Origin of the sequence: Bacillus sp. RC252, assembly GCF_044909215.1 — a bacterium.
GTDB classification, from domain to species: Bacteria; Bacillota; Bacilli; order Bacillales; family Bacillaceae_G; genus Bacillus_A; species Bacillus_A mycoides.
Genome location: NZ_JBIYDV010000015.1, coordinates 127,290 through 134,695 on the forward strand (window position 1 = coordinate 127,290; position 7,406 = coordinate 134,695).

8 protein-coding genes are annotated in these 7,406 nt (G+C 36.6%); 6 read left to right on the forward strand and 2 right to left on the reverse strand.

What is annotated here, in order from left to right; genetic code table 11:
- Nucleotides 1-121: 121 nt before the first annotated feature.
- From ABH960_RS20795 to entD, 4 genes are all read left to right on the forward strand, one after another.
- Nucleotides 122-874 carry a DeoR/GlpR family DNA-binding transcription regulator gene (locus ABH960_RS20795; protein WP_219303363.1) on the forward strand — a complete coding sequence of 251 codons (753 nt, stop codon included), beginning with the start codon at nucleotides 122-124 and terminating at the stop codon, nucleotides 872-874.
- Complete coding sequence (gene pfkB, locus ABH960_RS20800) at nucleotides 871-1,782, forward strand: 1-phosphofructokinase (RefSeq protein WP_404448092.1); 912 nt, start codon at nucleotides 871-873, stop codon at nucleotides 1,780-1,782. Before ABH960_RS20795 ends, pfkB begins: the two co-directional genes overlap by 4 nt.
- Before the next feature lie 13 nt (nucleotides 1,783-1,795).
- Nucleotides 1,796-3,658: a PTS fructose transporter subunit IIABC gene (locus ABH960_RS20805; protein ID WP_404448095.1), complete on the forward strand. Its 1,863-nt coding sequence runs from the start codon at nucleotides 1,796-1,798 to the stop codon at nucleotides 3,656-3,658.
- 348 nt (nucleotides 3,659-4,006) lie between these two features.
- A complete protein-coding gene (entD, locus tag ABH960_RS20810; RefSeq protein WP_404448098.1) occupies nucleotides 4,007-4,972 on the forward strand; it encodes a cell wall-binding protein EntD in 966 nt (321 codons plus the stop codon).
- A 61-nt stretch (nucleotides 4,973-5,033) separates the two neighbouring features.
- Here the strand turns inward: entD and ABH960_RS20815 are convergent, their stop codons facing one another.
- Nucleotides 5,034-5,279 carry a hypothetical protein gene (locus ABH960_RS20815; RefSeq protein ID WP_219303744.1) on the reverse strand — a complete coding sequence of 82 codons (246 nt, stop codon included), beginning with the start codon at nucleotides 5,277-5,279 and terminating at the stop codon, nucleotides 5,034-5,036.
- A gap of 180 nt (nucleotides 5,280-5,459) precedes the next feature.
- Here ABH960_RS20815 and miaA point away from each other — a divergent pair, with 180 nt between their 5' ends.
- Together miaA and hfq are read left to right on the forward strand one after the other, a co-directional pair.
- Nucleotides 5,460-6,413: a tRNA (adenosine(37)-N6)-dimethylallyltransferase MiaA gene (gene miaA / locus ABH960_RS20820; protein WP_002014696.1), complete on the forward strand. Its 954-nt coding sequence runs from the start codon at nucleotides 5,460-5,462 to the stop codon at nucleotides 6,411-6,413.
- A gap of 21 nt (nucleotides 6,414-6,434) precedes the next feature.
- Nucleotides 6,435-6,659 (forward strand): RNA chaperone Hfq, encoded by a 225-nt coding sequence (hfq, locus tag ABH960_RS20825; protein ID WP_000813896.1) that lies wholly within the window; start codon nucleotides 6,435-6,437, stop codon nucleotides 6,657-6,659.
- An 81-nt stretch (nucleotides 6,660-6,740) separates the two neighbouring features.
- On the opposite strand, the gene ABH960_RS20830 is transcribed toward hfq, so the two are convergent.
- A partial coding sequence (locus ABH960_RS20830; protein ID WP_404448103.1) for a Gly-Xaa-Xaa repeat protein occupies nucleotides 6,741-7,406 on the reverse strand: 666 nt, incomplete at its 5' end.

A 7,406-nucleotide genomic window follows, 5' to 3' on the forward strand; every position in this document is an offset into this window, starting at 1 on the left:
AAATGGGTTTCTTTTTTGTTGTCTATAACCGTTTGTGACTGGTTTTGATTATTTATGAATGTTTATGGTTGATTTTTGTGATCGTTTTCATTATACTGTAATCAAAGAAGAGGTGAATAAAATGTTAACTCCTGAACGTCATCAAATGATATTGCAACTTGTAAAAGAGCAGAAGGTTGTTAAATTACAGCAATTAGTGGAAAGAACAGAAAGCTCTGAATCAACAATTCGTCGTGATTTAGCGCAATTGGAAAAGCAAAGGTTATTAAAAAGAGTTCATGGTGGTGCCTCTGTTTTAACAGGAAAAGGACAAGAGCCAACGATGGTTGAAAAATCATCCAAAAACATTCAAATAAAACAACAAATTGCCAAGTATGCGGCTAGTATTGTTGAACAAGGGGATTGCGTTTATTTAGATGCAGGAAGTACAACATTTGAAATGATTCCATTTTTAATAAACAAAGATGTTACTGTCGTAACGAATGGACTTATGCATATTGAAGCTTTAGTTGAAAATAATATTCGTGCGTATTTACTAGGCGGGATGATGAAGAGTAGGACGAAAGCTTTAATTGGTGCTATGGCACAGGAAAGTATGCAGAAGTATCGCTTCGATAAATCTTTTTTAGGAGCGAATGGTGTACACGAACAGCTTGGTTTTACAACACCAGATCCAGAAGAAGCGCTCTTGAAGCAACTGGCATTAACATTAGCAAATGAAGGATATTTCTTAATTGATGAAAGTAAGTTTTCAGAAGTTGCATTTGCAAAAATTGCAAATGTTGAAGATGCAAGTATTATTACAAACCATTTAGAAATTGATTTAGAAAAATATAGAAGACAAACAAATGTGATTGAGGCTGATAAACAATGATCTATACAGTTACTTTAAACCCATCTATTGATTATGTAGTACAAGTTAATTCTTTCGATTTAGGAACAGTAAATCGAGCAGAGAAAGATATGAAGTTTCCTGGAGGGAAAGGGATTAATGTTTCTCGCGTTCTTCATCGTTTAGGTGTCGAAAATGTAGCGCTTGGATTTACGGGTGGATTTACCGGTCAATTTATTAAAGGTGTATTACATGATGAAGGTGTAACAACAAACTTCGTCCAAGTAGGTGGAGATTCTCGAATTAATGTGAAAATAAAAGGGAAAGAAGAAACGGAGTTAAATGGACAGGGTCCTATTGTGACAAATGAGCAATTTGAACAATTGATGAAAAAAATCGAAAGTATGCAATCTGGAGATTGTGTTGTACTAGCTGGAAGTGTACCAGCTTCTATTCCAAATACCTTTTATGAATCAATCGCAGCGTTTGGAGCCGAAAAAGGTATTCGTGTAGTAGTAGATGCAAGTGGAAGTGCACTGCAGCATGTAACTAAAAATAAGCCATTTTTAATAAAGCCAAATCATCATGAACTTGGTGAGTTATTCGGAGTGGAGCTTTCAACAGTAGAAGACATTTTACCGTATGGAAGAAAATTAATCGAACAAGGTGTAGAGCACGTTATCGTATCAATGGCAGGAGATGGAGCTTTATTATTTACGGCAGAAGGTATATATGAAGCAACTGTTCCAAAAGGTGTTGTTATTAATTCGGTTGGGGCAGGAGATTCTCTCGTTGCTGGATTTGTAGGTAAATATGAACAGACAAAAGATATTGAAAAAGCACTTCAATATGGTGTTGCAACAGGAAGTGCAACAGCATTTTCGGCGGATTTATGTACAAAGGAAAAAGTAGAAGAATTATTGTCGCAAGTAATTGTAGCTAAGCGATAGGGGGAAGCAACATATGAAAATTACAGAACTATTAAAAAGGGATACAGTCATTATGAATTTGACAGCTTCAAATAAAGAAGCTGTCATAGATGAATTAGTTGAGAAATTAAATGGTGCTAATCGTCTAAATAGTAAAGCTGAATTTAAAGAAGCTATTCTAAAGCGGGAGTCACAAAGTACAACTGGAATTGGTGAAGGTATTGCTATACCTCATGCGAAGACGAATGCCGTTAAACAACCATCGATTTGTTTTGGTAGAAGTGTAAGCGGTATCAACTATGAGTCGCTTGATGGACAGCCTGCACATCTGTTTTTTATGATTGCTGCAAGCGAAGGCGCGAATAATACGCATTTAGAAACGTTGTCTCGTCTTTCTACATTATTAATGGATGAAGGGTTTCGTAAGCAATTATTAGAAGCAAAGGATGAAGAGGAGCTACTTCGTTTATTTGATGAAAAAGAGAATGAAAAAGAAGACGAAGAAGAAGTTGAAGTAGCAAAGCCGGAAGGGAATGAGCCATACGTATTAGCTGTTACAGCTTGTCCAACTGGTATCGCTCACACATATATGGCTGCGGATAGTTTAAAAGCAAAAGCAGCAGAGTTAGGAATAGCGATTAAAGTTGAAACGAATGGATCAACAGGTGTTAAAAACGATTTAACGAAAGAGGACATTGAACGCGCAACGGCTATTATTGTAGCTGCAGATAAACAAGTAGAAATGAATCGTTTTGCTGGGAAGCATGTCATTCAAGTACCAGTCGCCGACGGGATTAGAAAAACTGAAATCCTTCTTAATCGAGCTATAAAACAAGATGCACCAATCTTTAAAGGTGTAAAAGAGGATGGGAAGGCAGAAAATGTAGAGAAAGAAAAAGGGCTAGGAATTTATAAGCATTTAATGAGCGGTGTAAGTAATATGCTTCCATTCGTTGTTGGTGGCGGAATTTTAATTGCATTAGCATTTATGTTCGGTGGAATTAAGGCGGAAGGTCCTATTGCTGAGATATTAATGAATATTGGCGGTGGAGAAAAAGGAGCCTTTTTATTCCTTGTACCAATCTTAGCTGGATTTATTGCGAGTTCTATTGCTGATCGACCTGGTTTTATGCCTGGCGTTGTTGGTGGATTTTTAGCAGCACATGCGAATGCTGGATTTTTAGGTGGATTAATTGCTGGTTTCTTAGCTGGATATGTTGTTTTAGGATTGAAAAGATTATTTTCAGGATTACCAGTACAGTTAGAAGGAATTAAACCTGTTTTGTTATATCCAGTCTTTGGATTATTGATTACAGGAGTTGTAATGCAAAAAGTAGTAAACCCGCCTGTAGTAGCATTAAATGAAATGTTAACAGGATGGTTAAATGGTTTGAACGGTACGAATGCTATATTATTAGGTCTTATTTTAGGTGGTATGATGGCAATTGATATGGGTGGTCCAATTAATAAAGCGGCATTTACATTTGGTATTGCTGCAATAGAAGCGCAGAATTTTGGAGTGCACTCAGCAGTTATGGCTGGTGGTATGGTACCGCCACTTGCGATTGCATTCGCAACCACATTCTTTAAAACAAAATTTACAGAAGCAGAACGTAAATCTGGTTTAACAAATTATATTATGGGAGCATCGTTTATTACAGAAGGTGCGATTCCATTTGCAGCTGCCGATCCGGTTCGAGTAATAGTAAGTTGTGTTGTTGGTTCAAGTATCGCAGGTGCCTTATCTATGTTATTCCAAATTACATTGCCGGCACCGCATGGTGGATTGTTTGTTATCGCATTAGTGAATAAACCGTTGCTATATATTGTTTCTATATTAATTGGAACGATTGTTTCAGCTATTATGATAGGTGTTTGGAAGAAGAAAGTTAAATAAAAGATAAAAAGGGACAGCTAATAGGAGTTGTTCCTTTTTCGTTACAAAAAGTAATTTAATAATTGGATTATGATGGATTTTGGTAAAAGATGTAATGAAAAGTGATTTTTTTGTAACAAAAAAGTAATACTGTAATTTTTTCTGGAAAAAAATTCTTATACTAATTTGTGAGAAATATATGAAAACTATTGCTAATTTTGGTAGAAATACAATTTTTAAATATGGAAATTTATGTTACAAATCATTAATCGTTTATTACGAATGCTTTGTAATTGTGTGATTTTCGAAATTCTACAAAAAACTGTTGCTATAATGAGAACACGAAAACAAAGCAAATGGAGGCTATTCATGAAAAAATTATTAGGTATAGCAACAGCAGCAGTTTTTGGTCTTGGGATTTTTGCAGGTTCTGCTAAAGCGGAAACGATTGTAACAACAGATGTATTAAACGTTAGAGAAAACCCAACTGTAGAATCAAAACTTGTAGGTAAAATGTTAAGTGGAAATAAATTAGATGTTATAAATACAGAAAACGGATGGTCCAAAATTAAATTAGATGGTAAAGCAGCTTTTGTAAGTGCTGAATTTACAAAAAGTTCTTATTATGTAACAGCAAACGTATTAAACATTCGTGCTGGAGCGAATACTGATTCAGAAATTCTTGGCACGCTTAAAAAAGATGACTTGATTGAAACGACAAATCAAGTACAAAACGAATGGTTACAATTCGAATATGGCGGGAAAGCGGCGTATGTTCACATACCATTTTTAACAGGTACAGCACCTGTTATTGAAAAAAAAGAAGTTCCAGCTCAAGATGAAGCGCCAACTAAGGTGAAAACGGCGGTTAAAAATGATACATCAGTTAAGGTGAAAGCGCCGGCTAAAAATGATACGGCAGTTAATGGAAAAGAATCAGTTAAAAGTGGAGCATCAAGTAAACCAGTAGCGCAAGCGAACCCGGCAACTAAGCCAGTGGCGAAATCTACTGAAACAAGTGAACCTGCTGGTCGTGAAATAACAGTAGAAGCGACAGCTTACACAGCTCACCCGAGTGAAAATGGCACATATGGTGGTCGTGTGTTAACAGCGATGGGGCATGATTTAACAGCGAATCCAAATATGAAAGTTATTGCTGTTGATCCGAAAGTAATTCCTCTCGGATCAAAAGTGTGGGTGGAAGGATATGGAGAAGCGATTGCTGGAGATACTGGTGGCGCGATTAAAGGAAACCGTATTGATGTTTTAGTTGGTTCAGATAGCACTGCTGATAGTTGGGGTCGTAAATCCGTTAAAGTGAAAGTTATAAAATAATTTATTAAAATAAAAAACGGCTGCTTGAAAATGTCTAAGCGGCCGCTTTTTTTTATAAGAATTATTGAAAAGGGTAAATTGTTTTACCTGTAATAATTTTATACGCGGTGCAAAATTGAGTTTGCATATACTCTGTATTTTTATTTTCTGGATGTAACGTTGTTTCTTGAATAGTAGAATGAAAGGAACGTAGTAAACAATTTAGTGCGAAGTATAATTCTTCTTGTGAACAATTTTGTTCTTTTATAGCAGTAGCTAAAATAAGGTCTTTTATTAATAATGGAAAATCGATAGTCGCTTGTTTCATAGTCATTGCACCCTCTCCGAGCTATTTTTTATCATGTATATGCAGAATTGGACAAGCTATGCTCTTTTTTTGTGTAATTTCATGTACTAGATTCAAAGAACTTGCAATCATGCCGTTAAAATTGGTAAGATTGGGTATAATCAATAGATGGAGTATATTACATAAAGAGAGTTGAATGATATGGGAGAAGTGCAACGTGAAAAAGTTGCTGTCATCATTGGGCCAACTGCTGTCGGAAAGACGAAATTAAGTATCGATCTTGCAAAAGCGTTGAATGGTGAGATTATTAGTGGTGATTCCATGCAAATTTATCGTACGATGGATATCGGGACTGCAAAGGTGACGATAGATGAGATGGACGGAATTCCGCATTATATGATTGATATAAAAGATCCGGAAGATTCATTTTCTGTGGCGGAATTTCAAGAACGTGTCCGTAAGTGCATTCGAGAAATTACAGAGCGCGGGAAATTACCAATTATTGTTGGTGGAACCGGTCTCTATATACAATCTGTTTTATTCGATTACCAGTTTACAGATGAGGCTGGGGATGCTACATACCGAGAACAGATGGAAAAGTTAGCATTAGAACACGGTGTGGAATATGTACATAAAAAGTTACAAGAAGTAGATCCAGAAAGTGCGGAGCGTATTCATGCCAATAATGTAAGGCGTGTTATTCGGGCGTTAGAAATTTTTCACACGACGGGTGAAAAAATGAGTAACCAGCTCGAAAAACAAGAAAATGAGTTACTGTACGATGTTTCATTAATTGGCTTGACAATGGATCGAGAAATGCTATACGATCGCATTAACTTACGTGTTAACCTAATGATTGAACAAGGTTTATTAGAAGAAGTAAAAGGTTTACATGAAAGAGGAGTGCGAGATTGTCAATCTATTCAAGCGATTGGTTATAAAGAGATATATGATTATTTTGAGAATCGTGTATCTTTAGAAGAAGCGGTATCACAATTAAAGACGAATTCACGCCGTTATGCAAAACGTCAATTAACGTGGTTCCGTAATAAGATGGATGTCGCGTGGTTCGATGTTACTGATGGTGAAAAAACGTCAGAAATTTTACGATACATAGAAGGAAAGCTACAACTAAAGTCGAATAATAGTAAGTAGAGAAAAAGAGGAGGATTCGACATGAAGCAATCAATCAATATTCAAGATCAGTTTTTAAATCAACTCCGTAAAGAGAATACGTTCGTTACGCTGTACTTATTAAATGGTTTCCAGCTTCGTGGATTAATTAAAGGATTTGATAATTTTACAGTCCTGCTGGAAACAGAAGGTAAGCAACAGCTTATTTATAAACATGCAATTTCTACATTTGTACCACAAAAAAATGTTTCAATTGAATTAGAGTAGTAATGAATTATTGTACATAACAAAAAAAGAGCGAGTTTCTCGCTCTTTTTTTTATTTGTCATAAACAATAAATGGTGAAATTTAAGCGATTCTAAATACAGTAAGTCGGATGTTAGTGTTGCCTGTTTCGGGAATTGTAATTTCGCTAAGGGTAGATTTGACAGAAATATTTGTGCTAGCTGCTAATGTTTCAATTGTAGTAAATGAAAGGGAGTCGCCTATTAGATTTGAAGAGAAGTTGTCAGTTGCGACTGCTCCATTTATTGAAATTCCTATTCCGAGCGGAGCACATCCTGGTGCAGTTGTAGAGATGGATACGCTAATTACATAAATACCAGCGTTGATAACAGTAACTGTATCTGTGCCGTTGAAGATAATATTGTTTGCGTTAAATACTGTATTAAAAATGAAGTTGTTAAATTGGAGTGCAGTTTGTTGAATGTTGTTTGTTACAACGATTGTTGCTACTGGGAAGCTAGGTCCAGTAGGTCCGGTAACTCCTATACCAGTAGCACCCGTTGGTCCTTGAAGACCTTGAGGTCCAGTAGCACCCGTGTTACCTTGAACGCCTTGAGGTCCAGTAGCACCCGTGTTACCTTGAACGCCTTGAGGTCCAGTAGCACCCGTGTTACCTTGAAGACCTTGAGGTCCGGTAGCACCCGTGTTACCTTGCGCACCTTGAGGTCCAGTGGAACCGGTAGCACCTGTGTTACCTTGAACGCCTTGAGGTCCAGTGGAACCAGTAGC

Bases quoted from the DNA above. Each gene is read 5' to 3' on its own strand.
- pfkB (WP_404448092.1), top strand. From the start codon at position 871: ATGATCTATACAGTTACTTTAAACCCATCTATTGATTATGTAGTACAA.
- ABH960_RS20815 (WP_219303744.1), bottom strand. From the start codon at position 5,279: ATGAAACAAGCGACTATCGATTTTCCATTATTAATAAAAGACCTTATT.
- entD (WP_404448098.1), top strand. From the start codon at position 4,007: ATGAAAAAATTATTAGGTATAGCAACAGCAGCAGTTTTTGGTCTTGGG.
- miaA (WP_002014696.1), top strand. From the start codon at position 5,460: ATGGGAGAAGTGCAACGTGAAAAAGTTGCTGTCATCATTGGGCCAACT.
- hfq (WP_000813896.1), top strand. From the start codon at position 6,435: ATGAAGCAATCAATCAATATTCAAGATCAGTTTTTAAATCAACTCCGT.
- ABH960_RS20805 (WP_404448095.1), top strand. From the start codon at position 1,796: ATGAAAATTACAGAACTATTAAAAAGGGATACAGTCATTATGAATTTG.
- ABH960_RS20795 (WP_219303363.1), top strand. From the start codon at position 122: ATGTTAACTCCTGAACGTCATCAAATGATATTGCAACTTGTAAAAGAG.